Annotated in this window: 14 protein-coding genes and 5 pseudogenes; 12 read left to right on the top strand and 7 right to left on the bottom strand. The window is 31.7% G+C overall.

Going from position 1 to position 22621, the window contains the following annotated elements:
- Positions 1–180: 180 nt before the first annotated feature.
- The 10 genes and pseudogenes from JFU18_RS03205 (at position 181) to JFU18_RS03160 (ending at position 9330) form a co-directional block, all read left to right on the top strand.
- Entirely contained in the window at positions 181–1206 is a 1026-nt protein-coding gene (locus JFU18_RS03205) for an SDR family NAD(P)-dependent oxidoreductase (RefSeq protein ID WP_201033799.1), read from the top strand.
- Positions 1203–2169: pseudogene (locus JFU18_RS03200) on the top strand (dTDP-glucose 4,6-dehydratase). Before JFU18_RS03205 ends, JFU18_RS03200 begins: the two are co-directional and overlap by 4 nt.
- On the top strand, positions 2169–3374 hold the full coding sequence (gene pseC / locus JFU18_RS03195) for a UDP-4-amino-4,6-dideoxy-N-acetyl-beta-L-altrosamine transaminase (protein WP_201031020.1): 1206 nt from the start codon (positions 2169–2171) through the stop codon (positions 3372–3374). The pseudogene JFU18_RS03200 and the gene pseC overlap by 1 nt, the downstream one beginning before the upstream one ends.
- Positions 3375–3395: 21 nt before the next feature.
- Complete coding sequence (locus JFU18_RS03190; protein ID WP_201050243.1) at positions 3396–4370, top strand: cytidylyltransferase domain-containing protein; 975 nt, start codon at positions 3396–3398, stop codon at positions 4368–4370.
- 53 nt (positions 4371–4423) lie between these two features.
- On the top strand, positions 4424–5509 hold the full coding sequence (pseG, locus tag JFU18_RS03185; protein WP_201034594.1) for a UDP-2,4-diacetamido-2,4,6-trideoxy-beta-L-altropyranose hydrolase: 1086 nt from the start codon (positions 4424–4426) through the stop codon (positions 5507–5509).
- Between the two features lies 1 nt (position 5510).
- On the top strand, positions 5511–6071 hold the full coding sequence (gene pseH / locus JFU18_RS03180) for a UDP-4-amino-4,6-dideoxy-N-acetyl-beta-L-altrosamine N-acetyltransferase (RefSeq protein WP_085311197.1): 561 nt from the start codon (positions 5511–5513) through the stop codon (positions 6069–6071).
- On the top strand, positions 6064–7119 hold the full coding sequence (pseI, locus tag JFU18_RS03175; protein ID WP_201033800.1) for a pseudaminic acid synthase: 1056 nt from the start codon (positions 6064–6066) through the stop codon (positions 7117–7119). The genes pseH and pseI overlap by 8 nt, the downstream gene beginning before the upstream one ends.
- A 667-nt stretch (positions 7120–7786) precedes the next feature.
- Positions 7787–8055, top strand: a pseudogene (locus JFU18_RS03170) (FtsW/RodA/SpoVE family cell cycle protein); the annotation flags it as partial.
- Between the two features lie 337 nt (positions 8056–8392).
- Positions 8393–8596, top strand: a pseudogene (locus JFU18_RS03165) (phage holin family protein); the annotation flags it as partial.
- Positions 8596–9330: an N-acetylmuramoyl-L-alanine amidase gene (locus JFU18_RS03160; RefSeq protein WP_201031016.1), complete on the top strand. Its 735-nt coding sequence runs from the start codon at positions 8596–8598 to the stop codon at positions 9328–9330. The pseudogene JFU18_RS03165 and the gene JFU18_RS03160, both read left to right, overlap by 1 nt.
- 199 nt (positions 9331–9529) lie before the next feature.
- Here the strand turns inward: JFU18_RS03160 and JFU18_RS03155 are convergent, their stop codons facing one another.
- The 3 genes from JFU18_RS03155 to JFU18_RS03145 all read right to left on the bottom strand — a co-directional run bounded on the left by JFU18_RS03155 (position 9530) and on the right by JFU18_RS03145 (position 11234).
- Positions 9530–10507 (bottom strand): CgeB family protein, encoded by a 978-nt coding sequence (locus JFU18_RS03155; RefSeq protein WP_201050241.1) that lies wholly within the window; start codon positions 10505–10507, stop codon positions 9530–9532.
- Between the two features lie 31 nt (positions 10508–10538).
- Positions 10539–10784, bottom strand: coding sequence for a CGEA protein (locus JFU18_RS03150; protein ID WP_085311207.1), 246 nt, complete (start codon positions 10782–10784; stop codon positions 10539–10541).
- 216 nt (positions 10785–11000) lie between these two features.
- Positions 11001–11234, bottom strand: a complete 234-nt coding sequence (locus JFU18_RS03145; protein ID WP_193665755.1) for a CGEA protein — start codon at positions 11232–11234, stop codon at positions 11001–11003.
- A gap of 1405 nt (positions 11235–12639) precedes the next feature.
- Here JFU18_RS03145 and JFU18_RS03140 point away from each other — a divergent pair.
- Positions 12640–13839, top strand: a complete 1200-nt coding sequence (locus JFU18_RS03140; RefSeq protein ID WP_201031024.1) for an NAD(P)/FAD-dependent oxidoreductase — start codon at positions 12640–12642, stop codon at positions 13837–13839.
- A gap of 66 nt (positions 13840–13905) precedes the next feature.
- Positions 13906–15342 carry an MBL fold metallo-hydrolase gene (locus tag JFU18_RS03135; protein ID WP_201031025.1) on the top strand — a complete coding sequence of 479 codons (1437 nt, stop codon included), beginning with the start codon at positions 13906–13908 and terminating at the stop codon, positions 15340–15342.
- Positions 15343–15838: 496 nt separating this feature from the next.
- Here JFU18_RS03135 and JFU18_RS03130 read toward each other — a convergent pair.
- The 4 genes and pseudogenes from JFU18_RS03130 to JFU18_RS03115 all read right to left on the bottom strand — a co-directional run bounded on the left by JFU18_RS03130 (position 15839) and on the right by JFU18_RS03115 (position 21446).
- A pseudogene (locus tag JFU18_RS03130) lies at positions 15839–16965 on the bottom strand (Ger(x)C family spore germination protein).
- A pseudogene (locus JFU18_RS03125) lies at positions 16962–18064 on the bottom strand (GerAB/ArcD/ProY family transporter). Before JFU18_RS03125 ends, JFU18_RS03130 begins: the two co-directional pseudogenes overlap by 4 nt.
- Entirely contained in the window at positions 18051–19559 is a 1509-nt protein-coding gene (locus JFU18_RS03120) for a spore germination protein (RefSeq protein WP_085311217.1), read from the bottom strand. Before JFU18_RS03120 ends, JFU18_RS03125 begins: the two are co-directional and overlap by 14 nt.
- Positions 19560–20402: 843 nt before the next feature.
- A complete protein-coding gene (locus tag JFU18_RS03115) occupies positions 20403–21446 on the bottom strand; it encodes a Fic family protein (RefSeq protein WP_085311219.1) in 1044 nt (347 codons plus the stop codon).
- Between the last annotated feature and the right edge of the window lie 1175 nt (positions 21447–22621).

Below are 22621 nucleotides of genomic sequence, written 5' to 3'. Positions count from 1 at the left end.
ACCATATCCTCAGATTTTAATGATCAATATGTAACATAAATTTGCAATAAAAACGTATGTTTCAATATGCAAAAGCTAGTTTATCTCTCACTTAATTGTTTGCCTATAGAACTACACACGAATTGAGGAGAGAATATTCTTGGCTAAAAGTTATTTTAATAAGAGGAGGTATACATTTCTATGTTTTTTAAAGATAAAAACGTTTTAATTATTGGTGGAACAGGAACAATTGGAAAAAGCATTCTTTCTAATGTTCTACAGGAAAAGCCAAAAGTTGTAAGGATTTTTAGTAGAAGTGAATATAATCAATTTTTATTACAAGAAGAATTTAGGGATAATAATCAAAATATACGTTATTTAATCGGGGATATTCGCAATTATGATCGATTATTTAGTGCGATGGAAAATATTGATTATGTGTTCCATGTGGCAGCGATGAAGCATGTTTCTTTTTGTGAATATAATCCGTTTGAAGCGGTTTTGACCAATATTTTTGGAACACAAAATGTAATAAGAGCGGCAATTGCCCAGAAAGTAAAAAAGGTGATTTTTACAAGCTCTGATAAAGCAATTTCACCAACAAATAATTACGGTGCAACAAAATTGACTGCTGAAAGATTGATTACGTCAGCGGAATATTCAAAAGGTTCAAGTGAAACGATATTCGCAAGTGTTCGTTTCGGGAATGTTATGGGGTCAAGAGGCTCTGTTATTCCTTTATTTGAAAACCAAATTAAACAAAATCAAAAAATAACTGTAACGGATCTTAGTATGAGTAGATTTATGATGACACTGAACCAAGCAACTATGTTAACAATTGAGGCAATGAAAATAGCAACGGGTGGTGAAACTTTTATATTAAAAATGCCAGTCATTTCATTAAATGATTTAAGTGAAGTGATGATAGAAGAAGTCACAAAGTTGTATGGGTTGCCCAAGGAGAATATTAAGGTTGAAGAGATTGGGTTAAAACCTGGTGAAAAAATGTATGAAGAACTTATGACATATGATGAATCTTTACAGGCTTTTGAATTACCAGATATGTTTATCATACCTAGTCCATTAAAAAAGGGTACTCAATATGAAAATGCAAAAAGGGCGAAGGCAGGGTTTTACCGTTCTGATCATCAAAATGCGATTTCAAAAGAAGAGCTTAGAAATTTAATTTTAAACCAGCAACTATTAGCAGGAGGGGAGAAACTATGAAAATATTAGTAACTGGTGGTGCAGGTTTTATTGGTAGGTGGGTTGTAAAGAAATTGTTGCAGGATAAGCATGAAGTGTGGATATTAGACAATTTAGCAAATTCAACTACTGCAAATATTACCGAGTTTGCACACGATTTAAATTTAAAGCAATGCATTCAAGGAGATATTAAAGACAAAAAATTAGTTGCTCAATTATTTGAAAATTATTCATTTGACCTTTGTTATCATTTAGCAGCGAGTATCAATGTTCAAGATAGTATAGATGATGCTAGAACAACTTTTGAAAATGATACAATAGGTACTTTTAATTTGTTAGAACAATGTCTTAAGTATAATGTCAAAATGGTCTTTATGAGTACTTGTATGGTATATGATAAAGCTACTAATATACAAGGGATATCAGAATTAGATCCGATTAAACCAGACTTCTCCATATGCTTGGATCAAAAATTGCTGCTGAAAACATGGTGTTATCTTACTATTATGCTTATAAGCTCCCTGTTGTGGTTATTCGTCCATTTAATACGTATGGCCCATTCCAGAAAACTGGTGGTGAAGGTGGGGTTGTTGCCATTTTTATAAATAATAAATTAGATAAAGTACCACTAAATATTTATGGGGACGGAAAACAAACGAGAGACCTTTTATACGTTGAAGATTGTGCAGATTTTGTTGTGGCAGCAGGATACTCTGCAAAAGCAAATGGGCATATTATCAACAGCTCGGAACAGGACAAGATATATCCATTAATAAATTAGCAGAATTGATTTCGGGAAATAAAGTAAATATTCAACATGTAACTCATATCCATCCACAAAGTGAAATTCAAAAATTATTATGTAACTATGAAAAAGCAAAAACAATATTAAACTGGGAACCGAAAGTTTCTTTAGAAGATGGAGTTAATAAAACAGAAGAGTGGATTAAATCTTTAAAAATTTATCCTAAGGAGAAAGAATAATGGTAAGGCAAATTCTCGGTATACATGGAGGAAAACCTGTTAGAGAAAAATATTTACCATATGGTCAGCAACAAATTGATGAATGTGACATTCAAGCTGTTGTAGACGTATTAAAAGGGGATTTTTTAACAACAGGACCAATGGTTCAACAGTTTGAGGAGGCTATAGCGAAATATGCGGGAGCAAAATACGCTGTTTCTTTTTCAAATGGTACAGCTTCATTGCATGCTGCCTGCTATGCAGCTGGCATAACTGAGGGAGATGAAGTAATTACAACTCCAATGACATTTGTAGCAAGTGCAAATTGTATTTTATACCAGGGTGGAAAGCCGGTCTTCGCCGATATTGACAATGAAACATATAACATTAGTCCTAAATCTATAGAGGAAAAGATTACAAACAAAACAAAAGCCATCATTCCCGTACACTTTACTGGGCAGCCTGTAGAGTTAGATGCAATAGAAAAAATAGCAAAAGAAAATAATTTGATTATCATTGAAGATGCAGCTCACGCATTAGGAGCCACATATAAAAATAAAAAGATTGGTTCAATTGGTGATATGACAATGTTTAGCTTTCATCCGGTGAAACATATTACTACCGGAGAGGGCGGAGTAATTACCACAAATAATCCTCTGTTTTATGAAAAACTTGTTCAATTTCGTACGCATGGAATTGAAAGGAATCCTCAAAAACTCCTTGAAAATCATGGGCCTTGGTATTATGAAATGCAATTCTTAGGTTACAACTACAGATTAACGGATATACAAGCTTCTCTTGGTTTATCACAGTTAAGTAAATTAGAGTCTTTTATTAAGATTCGAAAGAAATATGTAGACATCTATAATAAAGAATTTAGTTGTTTACCTGAAATCATCATACCAAAGCAATTGCCTCAAACCGATTCAAGTTGGCACCTTTATATCATCCGTATAAATACTAAATTATTAAAATGTAATCGAAAAGAAATTTACGAGGCATTACAAAAAGAAAATATTGGTGTGAATGTGCACTATATTCCCGTACATTTACAACCGTTTTATCAAAAATTAGGTTATGAAAAAGGTATTTGTCCGCAAGCAGAAAACGTATATGAGGAAATAATTACGCTGCCTCTATTTCCTAAAATGACAGAAGCTGATGTGTGGGATGTAATAAAAGCAGTGAGAAAAGTTCTTTCGTTTTATAGAGTTACTAAAAATTAAAAGAAAGGGGTGTTATTAGAATTGCAAAACCAAAAATTGTTAAGAGCAGTTACAAAAGTTGATATTAAAAGGGGAGAGATTATTACAGCTAATAAAGTAACTATGGAATTAGATATTGTTGAAAATGCACTGAACGAGCTTGAAGCAGAGGAATTATTACCTCAGGTAGCTGTATATAATTTGTCTGCAGGTACCCCATTAACAAAAGAGGTGATTGAACCTCCAAAGGTAGTAATAATTGTACTTTGCCGGTTAAAATCTACTAGGTTACCTTTAAAGGCGATATTGCCAATACACGGAGTTCCTTCCATTGAACGATGTCTAGTAAATACATTAGCTATTCCAGGAAAACACCAGGTCATACTTGCTACTTCAGATGTTACGCAAGATGATCCTTTGGAAAAATTTGATTTAGATGGGGAAGTTAAGATTTTTAGGGGCGATCCAGAAAATACCGCAGATCGCATATTCCAAGCTGCAAAACAAGAAAATGCAAATATTGTCATACGGATTACAGGGGATTGCCCAGCTGTGTCACCAGAAATTAATGCTTTTTTACTAGATGAACATTTAAAAAGCGGTGCAGATTATACACAGGCAGAGTTAAGTACGTTACCTGTCGGAACAGCAGGCGATATTTTTACATTAGAGGCAATCGAACGACTATTACAAACCCAAAAACCTTTAACCTATGCAGAATACCTTCCGTTTTATTTTATTAATAATCCACATTTATTCCGTATCAATATAGTGAAACTCCCCCCAGCATTTTGTTATCCTACTTGGAGGTTAACATTAGACGAACAACCAGATCTAGATATGTTCAATAAACTTTATAAAATTTTGAATGTAAAATCTAAACCTTTATTTTTTCATCAAATAAAAGATTACATCCTTCGAAATTCTGAACTTATTCAAATTAATAGTCATGTGAAATTGAAATGGGCAAATCAACAATCATTAGTAGATGAGCTAAATAGAGAAACAAAATTATAAATTAATAAATTGTAGTGCTTTTAGTGAGGAGGGAGTAACTTGCTTGAGAAAAAATTGCCTTTCGCGCCGACGCATCTATTGAGATAGGTACTGGTCATATTATGCGTTGTTTAACATTGGCTCATGAGTTACGGAATAAAGGTGCTCAAGTATATTTCATTTGTCGTAAGCTACAAGGTGATTTGCATCAATATATTTTAAATAAAGGATTTCATGTATTTTTATTAGATGCAGATGGTGAAAATACGAATTTCTTAAGTACAGTACACGGGAGTTATTTATACTGGCTAAAATATCATTGGTTTGTTGATGCAAAACAGACAAATGATATCTTGTCACAACTTCCCAACTTTGATTGGGTAATTGTTGATCATTATGGATTAGATAATAAGTGGGAGTCTGCTTTAAGAAAAAATGTAAGAAAAATCATGGTAATCGATGATCTTGCAAATCGAATGCACGACTGTGATTTGTTACTAGACCAAAATTTATACGATAACCTTAATGGTCGCTATAAAGATTTAATACCAGAGCACTCATTAGTAAAATTGGGGCCTAAATACGCTATACTACGGCCAGAGTTTTATGCCGCTAAGAAATTTTCACGAAAAAGAACAGGAGAAATTGAGAGAATCTTTATTTTTTTTGGTGGACATGATGTAACAAATGAGACATTAAAAACGTTAAGAGCCTTACAAAATATAAATAAAGATAACTTAAAAATAGACGTGGTGGTAGGGAGCCAAAATCCGCATAAAGAGGAGATTCAAACTTATTGTAAGAGTGTTTGTAACGCCTCATTTTATTGTCAAATAGAGAATATGGAAGAGCTTCTCGTACAAGCTGATTTTGGGATAGGAGCTGGGGGCACAACCACATGGGAACGCTGCTTTCTTGGATTACCTTCTATAACAATTACAACTGCCCAAAATCAAATTGAAGTAACCCAGGCTGTAGCGAAGGTTGGAGCTACATGGAATATTGGCACAGCTAAAAGTGTTTCGGATAAAACAATTACGAAATGCCTAAACAAACTTTTATCAGATTCTAAAATAGTGAAAGAAATGTCTAATAAAGCTCTTTCTATACAGTGTGCCAGTAACTCAAATGAAATAGCAAAAATTATTTTAGGAGGATAGTATGTTAAATATTGGGGATTTTCAATTGAAAAAGTTAGAAAAGAAAGATTTAGAACTTATTTTACAGTGGCGGAATACAAAAGAAATTCGCTCGGTTATGTATGAAGATCATCAAATAACAATAGACGAACATTTAAAGTGGTATGAAAAACTAGTAGTGGATGATACAAAAGTTGCAAGATTATTAACATATGAAGAAAAACCAATTGGATTTGTTAATTTTACAAAAATAGATAAAATGGATCGGACTTGTTATTGGGGATTTTATATAGGTGAAAAACAAAGCGTAAAACGTGCTGGAACGGTATTAGGTTTATTAGCATTAGACTATATTTTTGAAAAAAAAGACATACACAAAGTTTGTGCAGAAATAATAGAATCAAACCGTATTAGTTTAAATTTCCATCAGAAATTTGGGTTCCAAGAAGATGGAAGATATGAAAACTATATTTACAGGGATAATGATTATATTGATGTTATTACAATGGCCCTGTCTCATGAACAATGGGCGGAAAGGAAAGAAGCAATAAAAAAAGAACTTGAAGGTGAAAAAAATGAGTAATGTATATATCAGAGGTAGAGAGATTGGCAATAGCTTGCCACCATTTATTATTGCAGAAATGTCAGGGAATCATAATCAATCATTAGATAGGGCGTTGCAAATTGTAGAGGCAGCTGCGGAGGCTGGGGCACAAGGATTTAAAATTCAAACATATACACCAGATACAATGACTTTAAATATAGAAAATGGTGATTTTTTAATTCACGATACAAAAAGCTTATGGAAAGGTAAATCACTTTATCATTTATATAAAGAAGCTTATACACCATGGGAGTGGCATAAACCCATTTTTGATCGCTGTATAGAGTTAGGGATGGTACCATTTAGTACGCCGTTTGATGAAACAGCTGTAGACTTTCTAGAGTCATTAAATGTTTCTTGTTATAAAATCGCATCTTTTGAAAATACTGATATTCCCCTTATACGTAAAGTAGCAGCAACAGGAAAACCAATAATCATTTCGACAGGTATGGCTTCGATTGCTGAACTAGATGAAGCAGTAAGTGCTGCGAGAGAAGAGGGATGTAAAGAATTAATTCTATTAAAATGTACAAGTACGTATCCTGCATCTCCAAAATCTACAAACATAGTTACCATACCTCATATGAAGGAGTTATTTAAATGTGAGGTAGGTTTATCTGATCATACACTTGGAGTAGGGGTATCTGTAGCGAGTGTTGCCTTTGGGGCAACAGTAATTGAGAAACATTTAACGCTCTCGAGATCGGATGGAGGAGTTGACGCTGATTTTTCAATGGAACCAGCTGAATTTAAATTATTAGTAAGCGAAACTGAAAAAGCATGGGAATCTTTGGGGAATGTATATTATGGCCCTACTGATATAGAAAAAGATTCGTTAAAATTTAGAAGATCATTATATGTAGTAGAAAACATAAAAGCGGGAGAAGTCTTTACAAATGAGAATATTAAAGCTATTAGACCAGGGAATGGTTTATTGCCAAAACACTTATCCAAAATTATCGGAAAAAAAGCGAGTAAGGATATTAAAAAAGGTACACCTATTTCTTGGGATTTAATTGGATACTGAGGAAATTAGAGCGTTTATAGAGGGATTTATAACAAAAATACTATTTTAGTAGAGAATAAATTTTAAAGGCCCTGTTTTTAGACAGGGACTTTAAAAAGGGACATTTAATAACTGAAGGTACCTTTATATTACTATTATTGGAATATGGATACCATATGTTGGATGTTGAGAAATAAAAAATTCATTCGGCACAACAAAGCAGTCAGCGAAGTTAGCTAACCACTTGTTGCACAAAAGGAAATTAGGCCCTGCAAGTAATAGATGTGTAACCTAAAGTTACATTTATAGTGTAAACAAGATTGCATATGGTATACGAAATTGTATGTAATAAAAATTTCATTTTGTAGAAATAAAAAAGGCAATCGTCGCCGAATCGCCTTTTGATAAAACAGAGCACTTTCAAACATAATGTATTCGAAGTCTTACGATATGTGTAAATAAAGGAGCAGCTAGTAAAAGCTAACTGCTCAATACAGAAAAGAGAAGAACTACAGGGACGGTTAAATGAGTTCTGGCTTTCGCCTATCTTTATTATTGACGGAATGTTTAGTTTTATGTTGATAAACCTAAAAAGAGCACATTTAAAAAGTACTCTTTAAGGAAAAAGTGAGATATCTCGAAGTAAATTAGGTTTTTTTACTTGGAAATAATATATGACTAATTCATCATAATGTTACTTCTTATATATCGAGTAACTATAATTGCTTATTCAGCAGAGAATCTGTTTGGTACATTATTATGTGCTGGGCCAATTAGTGTTTTAACACTGCAAATCTTTCAAAATATTGGTATGATTGTTGGGGTAATGCCGGTAAAAGGAATCGCACTTCCTTTTTTTTATATGGAGGGAGTTCGCTATTTTCAAATATGATACTGATGGGGTTTATTTTATCGGTGCATAAAAATTATAAAAAATTCATGTTTCAAGTTAATTAAAAGTTAAGAATGTGTCTAGGTATGTTTTTGCAAAGGTTAATTTCTGAAAACGAAAAGAAATAAGATATAGTCCGGCTAGAAAACTAGAGGACACCAATTCATTAAAGCAGCAATTAAAGCTGTTTTAGGAATAGGTGTCTTTTTTTATTTTGAAAAGGAAGATGGGGAAATGAGGTGTTAAGAGGTTAATTACGTGAATGGAAAAAGTAATCAAAACAAGCTAAAAAGAAAAATAAGTAAAAACGAAAAGAGAAATTAAGCACTCGTGAAATTGAAGATTTAATGGGATGCACAGACCTTGTTATGAACATAGAACTTGGAGTGTTAAGACAAAAGTGAAAAAGCGTTTGGAAGTAACCGTGCTATTCGTAAAGGGACTATTTTCTTCTTCATGGGTAATAAGTTACTTTCACTTTTAGAAAATGCAGGACGCATGGGAATTCCACACCCGCAAGCTTTAACAAATGCAGTTAATATTTTGGGTGGTAAGAGCAATAAGACAAACTCTGAATATACTAATAAAAAAGGAGATGTAGAGTAATGGCTAAATATAGTTTACATGGTGGTCACAATAGTATTGTACAAGGTGCTAATTGGGGTAGTAGAAAAGAGCATGTCATGGATCGTCAGGTTAAGGATGCGATTGCAACTAAATTGAGAGCTTTAGGACACACAGTATATGATGATACAGACGAAATAGGCTCAACTCAAGCGCAAAACTTATCAAATATTGTTCGTAATTGTAACTCTCATTCAGTTGACTTTGTAATCTCATTTCATTTGAACTCTTATAATGGCACAGCAAATGGTGTGGAAGTGTGCTACTATGACCAACAATCGTTGGCAGCAAAAGTATCGGCACAACTTTCAAAAGATATAGGTTGGTCTAATCGTGGTGCTAAGGAACGCAAGGAACTTTATGTTCTAGCTAATACAAAGGCACCAGCAATTTTAATTGAACTTGGATTTATCGATAATGATGCAGACATGGCTAAATGGAATGTTGATAACATCGCTAACTCAATTGTGTATGCTCTTACAGGACAAACTGGAGACGGTGCAGTTCAATTGCTCAAAGTACAAACTGGAGGTGTAGGATTCAGTAATTTACAAGTCTTATCCCAAGCGATGGTTGACGCGGGTATTGACGGACAAATTGTTATTCAGAAAGACGGTATTGGATATGCTGTTACAAATGGATACCCATCCGGAAATATCGATAAGTTTACGGCTTGGTTAGACGAGCGCAAGTGGTATTATTTTTATGTGAAATAAAACATAAGAATTGTTTGGTGAATAAAAACAGTAGGTATCAGATTCTATAGGTAGATGCTTATATCTTGAATTCCATATTTATAGATGTTAGTGTGAATATACACCATTTCTTATTTATTTATGAACATTATCTGTAGAACGAATAGATTAATTTGAAAAAATCCCCTTGTGCACCTATATGCAGAAGGGGATTTTTATTTTAATGAAGGTGTGATTGTAAAATAGTCTTTATAAAATGGATTCTCTCATGAAAAGTATGCTGGGTAATAACTTTTGTATGGATTTTTCCGACCATTAATTCTTTTAGAATCGTATCATTCAAATGAAAAGATACTTTATTTAAACAGTCTTCAAAGCTGTTATAGGATATAATTTCATCTTTATTGAAGAAAGATGAAAGGTCAGATTTTTCTTCAATAATTTGAAATCCTTGGCAAGCTGCAATATCAAAGGTACGATTATTAATAGTATTATTTTTCACTCTATTTTTATTTTTATTCTGTGGAAATAGATGACTACGATGCGGATTTAATATAAGACTAGCGTTATTATAATAGAGAGCAACTTCTTGAGGTGGAATCCATTCTTCTATAATCTTAATTCTTCGGTGATTTTTCCATTTTTTTAATAACTTATTTCTCCAGTGCTTACCAATAATGGTATAGTGATAAGGGGTTTTTTCCAAAAGAAACTGTATCAATTTCACACGGATTGGATAAGGATATCCAATGAACAAAACTTCACTTTTATATTTTGGATTTTTTAGACTAGGTTTAAATACATCTATATTAGTTGCTAATGGTAAGTGATATACATTGATATATCCTAAAGCTGTGTAATATTTAAGTGCTTCGCTATCAATAGTAAATATAAAATCAAAGTTATTTAATAGAAGAAGCGAAGTATCTATATAAAATGGATCCTCAGTTAACCAGACAGCTAATTTAATGTTCCTTTTTTTAAAATAATGAATTGCTTTTTGTGGTAGATGATTCCCTAATAAGGTGAAAACAATATCAGGATGAAATGTTGCCGTAATGAAATCCAATTGTTCGAGTAATTCACACGGCTGTACTGCTAACCATTCAAAATTTTGATCGATAAATGCTCTCTGTATGCTTTGATCTAGATATTGATAGATTTTTGAGTAACCAGAAGTAATGTATAAGAGTTTCATATTTCAATCCCTGCTTTAGGTTTAAAATATATTATGAGATAAACGTAACACTTTCTATTTCTTTACAACTGATCTTAGTAATACTTGTAGTAGGAGGAGTAACTGAATTTTCCTCTTCTAATGTGACGATACAAGTAGTAGGATTGAAATTTGTAAAAATAGCAGGTCCAATAATATTTCCAGATTTACCAGTAACAGTAACGACTTCGCCTGGTTGTAAATTTTTAAAAATACTACATACTCCACCTGAACAACCAAATAAATTGCATAAGAACAAATTTATCCCTCCTTTAAACAATATACTATATCATATGAAAGTTTGTAGAACGATGTGTAGACAAGTAACCTTTAGAAGAGAAAAAATTGAAATTAAATCAATTTATTGAAACAATAGAATGGTACATTTTAAGGTACGCTGATTAGATTTTTCATGAAAAAAGACATTCATTAGAATGTCTTAAATATGGATTAAGCTAGAACAATATGAATCATCTTAAGGAGTGATTAAAGTAACACTTTCTATATCTTCACAACTTATGAATATAGTATTGGTAGAAGAGGGGGTTATCACATCTTCTTCTACCAATACTACTGCACATATATTCGGAAAGAACAGTGAAAAAATAGCAGGTCCAATAATTTGACCTGATCTAGTAGTAACTGTAACAACTGTTCCCGTTGGCCACGAAGAGAATAAAAAACAGGCTAAACCTGTACAATCTGCCATATTAAATCCTCCTAACTTTAAGTTTTGATTAAAATAATAAAGTCCAAACATTTTATAGTGTATGTGATAGTAATGTGAAGTGTTTGGACTAATAGAAGTCACCTCTGGGCTTTATCCCTTCATAATCAATTTGATAACTATTAAACCTACAATACAAAGGGTTAAAAATACAATATGGTTAGAAGGTTTATATGTAACTATTTTTAAAAGGGCTTGTTAAGGGTAATAAATAAATGTCTTAAAAATGTAGCAAAAAATTGAACAAAAGCATTATCTAAAAAAAGAACACAAATCAGTGCTCTTAGAAAGTAGACTATATGGTTTTTGGATTAGTATATAATATCATATGCTAGTTTCTTTTAAGTGTGTAAATAAAATTAAATAAAAAAGAAAAAAATACATATGTGCTCCATAAAAAGGTGACAGCTCATAAGGACTAATTTGCAAGCTGAATATAGATGCCAATCCAACTAATATATGCATTTTCCCATGCAGAGTTAAAAGATTCTATTATTTTCTCCGATAGAAGTACCCTTTCTCAAAAATTGAGTTTAATAGTGAAAGTGAAGCTCTAAAGAGCTTAAAATAATACGCAGAAGGAGAATGGTTTTCAACCAATTATTTATCGTAACAAATAGGAGTTAGATGAGTTATTGCCAATTTTCACCCCAAAGCTTAAGCAGAGCTTTTAATAGAGGGATTTCTTAATTGTTTTGTAATATAATGGGCTCCTATCCGAGGGATTTTTTTTATTACAATTTGACAATTTCATGTACCGTAATTATTAATAAGAAAATCAAATATCTACAACAAAGGGATTCAGTCGAAGCTAGGTCAAACTAGTCCACAGTAATACATTAATATATAATGCATAAAAAGCTTATATTCATCTTTTTTCTTTCTGTAGGTAAATAATGTAATTTTATAATAAGTGTTTACACAGCAGCTCAATTATTATATATACCGACTGCTCACATTATTGAGGGACTAGAAAAACAACAAAGACGTTCTCAAATGCATGTATAGATATTTATAACAAAGATTCAAAAAAGAATAGGTAATATAGCTATTGGAATAAGATTGTTTTTGTCTATCTCCTGAAAAGGAGGATGGACAAACCATACCAAAGAAACTTGCATTTCATTATCTATAGAAGTGTAATGTCATTAAAGTGAGATAGGATACAGGCTAATATTGAGAAATGTAAAGTTTGTAGAGTTTGAAACAAATTAAAGAAGTAACATAAGGGATTTAAGCATATAGTAATGTCGACGGATAAAGTTAACGGAATATTCGTTTTAATAAGATAAAATAATAGTATTTTTATCTTATAATATTGTTACTACGATGAAATAAGGCTAATAATTAGTTAACTTAAAAATTAAATTCAGATAGGAAGAGGATAATGAAGACCAGAGATAATTATAAAATTATTGTGATTGGCGCTGGGACTGCAGGACTATCTTCTACTGCACATTTGTTACGAAATGTATCCCTATTGAAAGAAAGTATAGCTATTATCGATTCATCTAAAAAACATTACTTCCAACCACTATGGAGTTTAGTTGGGGGAGGAATTGTTTCAAAGGAATGTACGATGCGTGATCAAGAATCACTTATTCCAAAAGGAGCAACGTGGATTCCTAAAAGTGTCGTTAAGTTGTTTCCAGATGAAAATAAGATACTTTTAGATGATGGAATGCTACTTGAATATGAGATTCTTATTGTAGCATCCGGTATACAAATAAATTGGGGCGGTATTAAAGGCTTAAAGGAGTCTATTGGGACTAATGGGGTTTGTAGCAATTATTCTTATAAATATGTTGATTCTACTTGGAGAGAAATTGAAAAATTCAAAGGAGGAAATGCGATTTTTACCCACCCCAATACTCCTATTAAATGTGGTGGTGCCCCACAAAAAATTATGTATTTAGCAGAAGAGTATTTTTGTAATGGCGGTTTGAAAAACAGAAGTGAAGTAATGTTTTATTCTGCGAACGCTAACATATTTCAGGTACCGCGTTATGCTGAAACATTAGAACAAGTACTAGAAAGAAAGCAAATTATAACGAACTATAATAAAAACTTAGTAGAAATTATCGCTGAAAAGAGAGAAGCAATTTTTGAAGATACGCAAACACTGAAACGAGAAACAGTACCATATAGTATGATACATGTTGTTCCACCAATGGGGCCACCTAACTTTATTAAAGAAAGTGAGATAAGTGATCATCAGGGGTGGGTAGATATAAGTCCTTATACTTTGCAGCATGTAAAATATAAGAATATTTTTGGACTTGGAGATTGTACCAATTTACCTACATCTAAAACTGGAGCGGCAATTCGAAAACAAATACCTGTCTTAAAACAAAATATTTTGGACGTACTTAATGGAAGAGACTTGCAGGCTAATTATGATGGGTATACATCCTGTCCGATTGTTACAGGATATAAAAGTCTTATACTCGCTGAATTTAACTATGAACATGAGCCTCAAGAAACGTTTCCGTTTAATCAAGCGAAAGAACGGTATAGTATGTTTTTACTTAAAAGGTATATGTTGCCCTATATGTATTGGAATTTAATGTTGAAAGGGATTCTATAGGGGAAGTTAGAAAGTTGTTGTTAAAACTGAAAAGTAATTTGAAATAACTATTTGGAGGGAATAGCTATGCTTTTAAAATATTTTTATGATGAAAAATTAGCACATGCTTCCTATTTAATCGGTTGTCAGAAGGAAGGCGTAGCAATTGTAATTGATCCCAGCCGCTATATAGAACAATATATAGAATTTGCTAAGAAAGAGGGAATGGAAGTAATTGCTGCGGCTGAGACTCATATTCATGCAGATTTCCTATCTGGGTCTAGAGAACTTTCCCTTCTTTTTAATGCAAATTTATATGTATCAGATGAAGGCGATAGTGATTGGAAATATCAAAATCTTAACGAGGGCCGATACAATTTGGTTAGAGAGGGAACAGAGTTTAAGGTTGGTCATATAAAATTCAATGTCATTCATACCCCAGGGCATACGCCTGAAAGTATTTCCTTTTTAGTAACCGATACAAGTCAAAATAATTATATGAATGATAAACCGATAGGAATATTCACAGGTGATTTTATATTTGTAGGAGATATAGGTAGACCCGATTTATTAGAAATTGCTGTTGGTATTAAAGATACCGCAAAAATAGGAGCGAAACAATTATTTGATTCTATACAAAAAATAAAAATACTCCCCGATTATTTGCAAATATGGCCATCACATGGTGCAGGAAGTGCATGTGGAAAAGCATTAGGAGCAATTCCAACTTCCACATTAGGTTATGAAAAGATGTTTAATTGGGCGTTTCAATGTAATGATGAAGATAATTTTATATCGAATTTATTGACGGGACAGCCAGAGCCTCCAAAGTATTTTCCATTAATGAAGCATTTAAATAAGTATGGTCCACCAACTCGTAAGAAGAGAGAGATTACTGCTATTTATATAATAGAAGAACTTCAAGAAGTGATGAGGGGTGTTCAGCAAATAGTTGATATAAGGGATGTAGAGTGTTTTGCTGCTGGCCACATCGAGAAGTCAATTAACATACCTTATAACAATTCTTTCACAACTTGGTGTGGGGGGATATTAGATTATAAAAAAGAAACTTTAATAATTTTAGATGCGGAAAATGTTAAAGTGGAGGAAGTTATTAGAGACTTTGAGTCCATTGGCTTAGATAATATTATTGCTTTTGCACCTTCAAAGGTAATTCAAAGATTCCATAGTTTAGAGATTTATAAGGAAAAAACATCAAATGAATTATATCCTTTAATAAGAGATGGAAGTGTAAAGGTTATCGATGTGCGTAGTAAAAAAGAGTGGGATGAAGGACATCTTCATGATGCAATACATATCACTTTAGGTAATCTACTTGAACGGCTAGATGATGTACCGAAAAATTGTCCAATAGTTTTACAATGTCGAACGGGGTTACGTTCCGCTATAGCAGCTAGCATTTTACAAAAAGCTGATATAAAGAAAGTAGTTAATTTAAAGGGAGGATTTCTTACGTGGAAAAAAGAAGGGCTCCCCTATACAACATGTAATCAAGAAATTTGAAATATATCAAAAGAGTCAAATGGAAAGAAAATAGAATCATTTGAAATAATCTAAGGGGATAAATAATAAAATTCAATTGCTATCAGTATGGGATATATAAACTAAAAATGATTTATTAAAGCCGCATTAAACGATAAAATTAAGCACAAATATGCTGATGTGTATCTATTCTATAAAAGTACATAAAACTAAGATATTCGAACGAACTCAAAAAGCCGAAACCCCTTAACTTAGGAATTTCGGCTTTGATAATGGTATCTGGCATGTTTACCGCAATAGAGTTATAAGTTCTTAAATTCCTTAAATTAGAAACTTGTACTTGATTACCGTAGTTAAATTGTTGCCCTTTTAAAAGAACTGGTTAGAGAAAAAAGAAAAATCTATTGGTTAGCATTTAACCGAAAGATTTTTCTTTGAATTAGCGTCTTTTATATCATAATTATTGAGGAAGGGAAATTCGACTGAGAAATGCTGTCAAACAAAAGAATAGGCTAATCTAATTTCTAATGGTCCCAGTATCTTTTATTTTGACGTGTGTTTTTACAGTTATTTTAGCCTCTGCTAATGCTTGCAACCAATCTCCTTTTAGTTTTTTCCACTCGTTATATTGAAAAGCTCTAGCATATAACGATAATCCGATAGGATCAATTTTATTCTTTTGTAATTCATACAACATATTTTGTAATTTCTTATTAATTTCTTTTTGAACCTCATTTTCTAAATTATGTATGTTTTTTTATTATCATAATGCTCCTTAATTAAATGTGCGTTAGTTTTTTCTATTAAAGCTACATTTGCATTTATATCGAGATTAAATACAAACTTTCCGTTTCGAAAATTAACATCTACCTTCCTTGTCGTATTCTGTACCAAGATAGAAGTGTTTGGTTTTTTGTTGGATTTTTTAGGAGGAAGCACAAGGTGTAGTATCATCCGTCCTTTATTTTTGGGCTTATTTATAAGATTGAAGAATTTAACATCTTTTTTAGGGATACGAGTTAAAAATTTTCCTTGTCGATCTAAAAGTGCAATTCCTATCGTGTCAATTTCATTTTTTGTTTTTTTAATAACTGGAACAGCTTGTGTCATTCCTTCTTCGTTTTTTTCTCTCATTAATTGTTGGATAGTGGAAGAAACGGATTGATTATTTTGAATGGAGGATTCGATTACACTACTTATATAAGATGGTAGTGATGGTTTATCGGGCTTATTAATTGTGAAAATTTCTTCTACAGGTCCATCAACAAGTACTACTTTAGCATTAATGGTAGCGTAAGGATCACGGTAAGAAGAATCAAGCTCCTGCATCCAATTTGCTTCTTGTGCTAATTTTTTCCCAATTAAAATGATTTCAGCTTTTGAGGCTGTCATATAACCCGTTAACTTCGTATCTATCTTACTGAACCCATTATATACAGTTGATGCCTGCGTCCAATGCTCTATAGTACTTTTTTGCTGTTTATGATGAAAGAGTGGTATGCTTGTGCCCACCTTTACGTCTCCATTAGAGTTTCTATCCAAGGCAATTAAAAGGATTAATGAAACCTTCTCAAGTGGAATTCTCTGACTACAACTAATTAAACATACACAACAGATTACAATCCATATCCATTTTCGAATCAAAGCTGTTTCCTCCTAGTAAACCAAGTAAAAAGAATGCTGTATGCGAAAAAAAGATTGGTAATAGAATAAAGAAAATGATATTTAAGATATCCATAAGAGAATATATAAACAAATATTGATCCACATCGGGATTTAGAAAAACGAATAAGCCGACTATTAATAGCATAAAACCGACCGACAACCAATTGCGAACGGTTTTTTGAAATAAAATGGTCACAGATTCGAAACTGAAAAATAAATACGGATATATTGTAGTAGAAAATACAACCAAATAGTAAGCGATATATATAATTTCTAATCGTTCTATGAATGAAAAACGAACCCCTTTTAACAAATGAAATACTGGCCAAATTACGTCTTTTATCCCCTCCGGACTAAAGTATATATAAGAAAGAATAGTCACATATAGATAGAAAAACATGGTTCCAGTATTCGCTATTAGTATTCCTTTTATGGCTTTTTGTTTTTTTTGTAAGAACGGATAAATAAAATATGCAATTTCTAAGCCAGCATAAGGGGTAATTGTTTCTTTTGTTGCCTTTACAATAGGGGATATGCCATCTTTAAAAATAGGTAGTAGGTGTAAAGGATTGTAGTTACTTTTTAATGAAAACAGAAGAAATAGTGGCATCCAAGCAGTGAAGAAGAAAACAAGCATAGAATAACTAGTAAGAGCCCTTATCCCACTCAATGATAAAATAATAAAAGGCAATAGTAATAATATGGCGATTTGATAAGCAGGAGTGGAAGGGAATATCCACACTTTTATAATGTCAGTTGCCTTTAATAAAGTATTAAAACCAGCAAAAAATAGATAAAAGGCATATAAAAGAAGAAAAATTGTTCCTAGCCATTTACCAAAGTATGCTTTTAAAATCTGTGAGAAATTTTTGCTAGGACTTTTTTGTAACATTAATACAATAAATACGCCAATTATAGAAGTAACCATCCATCCCATAATGATAGAAATCCAGCCATCTGTGCCAGCGGTAGTAGCAAGTGGGCTTGGCATAATTAACATACCTGATGCAAGTTGCAGTGAATGGATGAAAACAATAAATTCAAATAAAGTTATGTTTTGAAATTTAAGATTCCCCATGCGAACCACCTTCTTTTTTCTTTTTTTGTTTCGGCTGTCCTGTACTCGAGCGGGTCGTGATCATGGAAATAGGAAATCTTACAAAAGAATCTTTTAACTCTTGGAGACGAAATGGTGCAATTGGCAATCCATATGGTGAACCATAGGAAGTTAATGAAACAAAATGAGCAAATAAGAGCATTAATCCACTAACAATACCTACAATCCCATAAAAATAGGCCAATAACATCATTGGAAAACGAATAAGCCGAATACAACTTGATAAATCATAATTAGAAACAATAAATGATGCAATGGCGGTAATAGATACGATAATAACCATAACGTTACTTACAAGCCCGGCTTGAACAGCCGCCTGACCAATTACAATCCCTCCAACAATTCCAATTGTTTGTCCAATTGGTTGTGGTAAGCGAATACCAGCTTCACGTAGCATTTCTAGTGTGATTTCCATTATAAAAGCTTCCAATAAAGGAGAGAAAGGGACTTTAACTCTTGACGTTGCAATAGAAGTGTATAGATCTAAAGGAATGATTTCAAAGTGAAAAGAGACTATAGCAATATAAATTGCGGGTAAAAAAATAGCTATAATAAATCCTGCAAATCGTAATAAGCGAAAAAATGATGCAATGAGCCAATGTATATTATAATCATCTGGAGTCTGAAAAAATCCAATTAAATTCATTGGGACAATCATCGCACCAGGAGATCTATCAATTAACACTGCTACTTTTCCATCAAGTATATGATTAGAAATGGCATCTGGGCGTTCACTTAAATAAGCCTGTGGAAAAGGAGTCCAATTTTGATCCTTTGTAAAATTAGATAGTTCTCCAATGCTCAATATCGCATCCGTTTTAATTTTACAGATTCTAGTTTCTATTTCTTGGACCACATCTTCGTTTGCTACATCCCCTAAGTAAATTAAATAGACTAAAGAAGTGGCGCGTTCTCCAATTGTCATTTTTTTAATTTTCAATTCAGTAGAAGGAATATATCGACGAATTAAGCCTATGTTTTTTGTGGCATTCTCAATAAACCCATCATGTGAGCCTTTAATAGTAACTTCTGAAATGGGTTCTTGAATCGCTCTTTCTGCCCAGCCTTTTGTATTTATTAGAAGGGACCTCTTTTCTCCTTCCATAAACAGTACACATTGTCCCTCAAGTAATCCTTCTTTAATTTCATTCCACGTACATACTATTTTGGTATGAGTAGCAATAATATTAGAATTAAATATTTGACTGTCTTCATTCACTTCTTGTAATAATGGTGTAACAACATTTCCTTTTAATGCAACACCATCTGTAAGGCCTTCAAAATAATATAGTAAAATATTCGTGTTTGTTTTTAATTGCAAAGGATGTTCAATCAAATCTGCACTAATATCAAAGATGTTATCTAATGTATTTTTAAGTTCTTTTAAGTTACTTGTTTGGATTTTTTCAATGGTTTTATCTGTCTTTGTTTCTAGGGTCTTTTCATTTAAGGACAAAATTGACACCTCTTTAATATATAACGATTCGTTGTAGTTATTATTTTTATATGTTTGAATTTTATTCACTAATTTAAACGGATTGAGATCAAGAATAACTAAAAATGAAGTACTATATTATAAATTCAATAATTGAGAGTAAAAAAGTAGATGTAATTTGTGTAGAAATCTAAGTATCAAGATAGAAGTGAAATTTGAATGATTATAATAAAAAAGAACCCTTGATAGGTTCTTTTTAATAGTTGGTAAATATGTTGTCAACAATAGATGGCGATAAAGGTAGTAATTTAGATGTCTTTATGTTACTCAGCTGAATTTTGTAGGAAGAATTATTTTTTCATACCTCAATGCTCAATAAAAAAGGACATTTCATTTATTTGGGTGTTTTAGTGTATTTGAATTTTGCACGCTAACAAATTTTGTTTAGGGACAAAATGTGAAGTTTTATTCTGAAATAACAGAAAGTTAATGCGGCAAAATTCCTATTGGTAATTTGGATAGGTATCAAATATTTCTTTGGCCTTATTTTCTTGATATGACCGTACGTTTATATGTTTCTAAGGGAAAGAAATATTTTTATTTTTATTACCATCTATTGTTTGATTAAGATGGTAACACGAAAATGAAACGTTTACAACCAGAAAATAAAGAAAAAATATTAAAATGCGACTTTTTTCGACAAATATTCCTATAAAACGTTTTGTAGGAATTAGAAATAACTAAATTAGTAATAATAGCTTAATATATTAAAGTGAAATTCAATGAATAAGAGTCCAAAGGCATGAATTTAAATGATAAAGTTATAATTTTCTTTTTTGAACTGTAAGTGTTTTACAAGTATAGTTAAACTTTAATCCAACTAGCATTTCTTCCTTTTTTCACTAGCTTAATATGGCCAAACAATTGCAAGGAATTTAAAGCCTTACTGATTGTACTCTCTGCTATGTCTGGATATGTGTTACGAATACACTCCTTAGTAAAGGGTTGTTTTTGTTTAAGGATAAAATCCTGAATTCTCTCCACTTTAGTATGCTTACATATAGAATCTAGAACTGTATTATGAAGATCTTTGTACGCCTCTAATATAATAGTTAAAAACGTTTTTAACCAAAAGCTACTATTATGTTCCTCGCAGTACCAATTTACCGAAGATTTATAAATCGAATTGTAATATTCAGATTCATTTTTCTTAATGTATTTATCCAGACATACATATTTTACAAATGTATTTCCACTCTTAATTAATAGCAATTGCATTAACATAAGTGCCAATCTGCCGTTACCCTGATTAAAAGGGACTATGCAATAAAAATTAAATATAAAACGAGCTATTAATAAAAGTGAATGATGGCCCTTACTAGAATTTAATGAGTTATATTGATCACATAATTGTTCCATTACTTGTGGAATAAGCTCATGTGGAAGAATGCGGTAACTATTTAAGTGCATTCCGTTTTCAGGAATACCTGGAATAGTAAACGGTTTTTCGCGCCATTTGGCACTGTCAGAGGTAATGTAATGTATTAATTGAAAATGTAATTCCTGTATAGTCTCTGGATTGATTAATAAATCACAGGAATTCTTATGTACAAAAGTAAGTGTTTGATAAAAACAAAAGATAGCATCTTCCGAAATATTTTGAGGTACTATATCATCTAAAATAAGTTCTTTTAATCTTTTATTTGGGACTTTTATATCTTCATAGGTAGTAGTAAAGTTTTTTATGTAATGAAGTGGTATGGTTTTTTCTAAGCTAGTAAATATATCAGGATTTTGTTCCTGATAAGCAGCTAATTTTCCTTTTAATTCACTAATTTCACTGATTATATTTAATAGTCTCCTTTTTAATTCAATATTTTTATACTTGTCATCGAAAAAATTTCTCATTTTTATTCCCCCTGTAACCCCTTAACATGCTGTTACATAAATCTTTCCATTCTAAAGATAGTTTACAACATTATTTTGAAATAACAATATATTTATTTTGATTTTGAACTTATTTTAGAATCAAAATTGTTATTTAAATTTGGTTAACGAGTTAGAACTTATGATTAATCATGTTTGAATAAAGAATGAATATACACAGATAGAAAATATAATTTTAGAATTATTATTAGTGTAGTTTGCTGTATTATTCTTGGGAATTTACTAGAAAGTAACTAATTTTCACAAATAAAATAAAGAAATCTTAAAGAGGAATCAATAGGATCTAATTTGAATAGGCATAATCCTAACATTAAATGTGCAAATGTACAATAATTAAATGAAAAAAATATGAAAATATCGACTTTTTTCGACAAAATAAATTAAATAGAAAAACAATCTAATGTAAGAAAATTGTTGCTTTAGATGGTCTCTGCATTTCATAAATTAATATTGAAGGAATTATCAAATGATTTTTACGAGTAATAAAAGAGTAGATATATAAATTAAATTGTGACAATTATAAAGTTAGTATTCTCCATTTTCATTATTTAATTTAACAAATTTAATAATAGTAAGGTAACTTTTCTATATTTAATATAAGTATTTGATGGGGTATGCTCATAAAAAGTGTCATTTTTTATATATCCATGTAGCATTTAGCGCTTGTATTGCGAAATATTTTGAAATAAGTTAATTTAAATATTAGGTACAGAAACATTTTAAGGAAAAGAGTCAGTATAAAAGTACCCTGAAAAACGTTTCACCCTAAAAACGTTTTTCCTCAAGAGAGATTTTCAGGAGCACTAAAGTTTTTTAATTTGTTTCTGTGCCTTATTAGATAAAAATAATATAATAAGTTGTTTAGAAAAGGTGAAAAATTCCCCCATTATAAAATGAATTCATATCACTTAACGTCCGTATGTTCTAGTTAAAGTAGGAATTTAAAGAAAAGGAAAGGGCTAGCTCTAGTTATAATTAGTGCAATAAATAGGGGGCTACTCAAATTTTTTTGTTTGATTTGGTAGGAGTAATATTTACGTTTGTTGGACTAGGTGTATTAAAGTGCATACCCTTTTTGATTCAACCGATGAGGCGCTAATCAAGGATTTAATCATCTAGAATTTAAAAAGGTTAAA

The sequence above is a fragment of the Bacillus sp. TH22 genome, from assembly GCF_016651015.1.
In the GTDB taxonomy this organism is placed as follows: domain Bacteria; phylum Bacillota; class Bacilli; order Bacillales; family Bacillaceae_G; genus Bacillus_A; species Bacillus_A mycoides.
The sequence above is the reverse complement of the archived record's forward strand: the minus strand, read 5'-3'. Positions and strand labels throughout refer to the sequence as shown.

Excerpts from the sequence above, each read along its gene's own strand:
- JFU18_RS03115 (WP_085311219.1), bottom strand. The coding sequence starts at position 21,446 with ATGAGAAATTTTTTCGATGACAAGTATAAAAATATTGAATTAAAAAGG.
- JFU18_RS03205 (WP_201033799.1), top strand. The coding sequence starts at position 181 with ATGTTTTTTAAAGATAAAAACGTTTTAATTATTGGTGGAACAGGAACA.
- JFU18_RS03155 (WP_201050241.1), bottom strand. The coding sequence starts at position 10,507 with ATGAAACTCTTATACATTACTTCTGGTTACTCAAAAATCTATCAATAT.
- JFU18_RS03145 (WP_193665755.1), bottom strand. The coding sequence starts at position 11,234 with ATGGCAGATTGTACAGGTTTAGCCTGTTTTTTATTCTCTTCGTGGCCA.
- pseC (WP_201031020.1), top strand. The coding sequence starts at position 2,169 with ATGGTAAGGCAAATTCTCGGTATACATGGAGGAAAACCTGTTAGAGAA.
- JFU18_RS03135 (WP_201031025.1), top strand. The coding sequence starts at position 13,906 with ATGCTTTTAAAATATTTTTATGATGAAAAATTAGCACATGCTTCCTAT.
- JFU18_RS03160 (WP_201031016.1), top strand. The coding sequence starts at position 8,596 with ATGGCTAAATATAGTTTACATGGTGGTCACAATAGTATTGTACAAGGT.
- JFU18_RS03140 (WP_201031024.1), top strand. The coding sequence starts at position 12,640 with ATGAAGACCAGAGATAATTATAAAATTATTGTGATTGGCGCTGGGACT.
- pseI (WP_201033800.1), top strand. The coding sequence starts at position 6,064 with ATGAGTAATGTATATATCAGAGGTAGAGAGATTGGCAATAGCTTGCCA.
- pseH (WP_085311197.1), top strand. The coding sequence starts at position 5,511 with ATGTTAAATATTGGGGATTTTCAATTGAAAAAGTTAGAAAAGAAAGAT.